This window comes from Oleiphilus sp. HI0043, assembly GCF_001634935.1.
The window spans coordinates 1-806 of record NZ_LWEY01000045.1 but is presented as its reverse complement, the minus strand read 5'-3'; the positions used below and the strand labels follow the sequence as shown (position 1 = coordinate 806).

Genomic DNA, 806 nt, shown 5'->3' with positions numbered 1-806 from the left:
ATCATGATGACTGCTCGCTTGTGGAAGCAGCTTGGTTTATCTGAACATGTGGTGTTAGAGATAAACTCTTTAGGCTTGCCTGAAGAGCGCAAGGCCTTTAAAGATGCATTAGTTGCTTATCTTGAAGGTTATGCTGATCAGCTTGACGAAGATAGTCTGCGTAGGATGAAAACCAATCCTCTAAGAATCCTGGATAGCAAAAATACTAAGACCCAAGAGATTCTCGCGAATGCGCCAAGTCTGTTCGATTTCTATGGAGACGAGTCTAAGGATGACTTTAACGAGCTGTTGTCGCTGCTGGATCATGCAGATATCAAGTATCGTGTTAATCATGGCTTAGTACGAGGTTTGGATTATTATTCGAAAATGGTCTTTGAGTGGGTGACAGATGCCTTAGGTGCTCAAGGCACGGTATGTGCTGGTGGGCGCTACGATGGTCTGGTTGCTCAGCTTGGCGGAAGGCCAACTCCGGGAGTTGGTTTTGCAATGGGGGTAGAGCGTTTAGTGCTACTGCTTGAAGAGCTGAAGCTTGTCCCTGAGTCGGTAAGCGAGCATGTCGATATTTTTATTGTGGCGGCAGGAGAAGGTACTTTACATAAAGCCTTTGAAGTTGCTGAGTTGCTTAGAAGTGAAACTTCCTTGAGAGTACTGCAGAATGCAGGCGGTGGTAGTTTCAAGAGTCAGATGAAAAAAGCTGATAAGTCTGGCGCACCTCTTGGTATCATTATTGGCGAACAGGAGCTGGAAAATGATACGTTGGTAGTCAAACGACTAAAAGGTGAGGGTGGGCAAAAGCTGGTTAGTTT

Annotated in this window: 1 protein-coding gene; it reads left to right on the top strand. The window is 45.5% G+C overall.

Annotation, left to right across the window (positions count from 1 at the left end):
* The coding region (gene hisS, locus A3729_RS01160; RefSeq protein ID WP_197475465.1) for a histidine--tRNA ligase at positions 1–806 on the top strand (806 nt) is incomplete at both ends.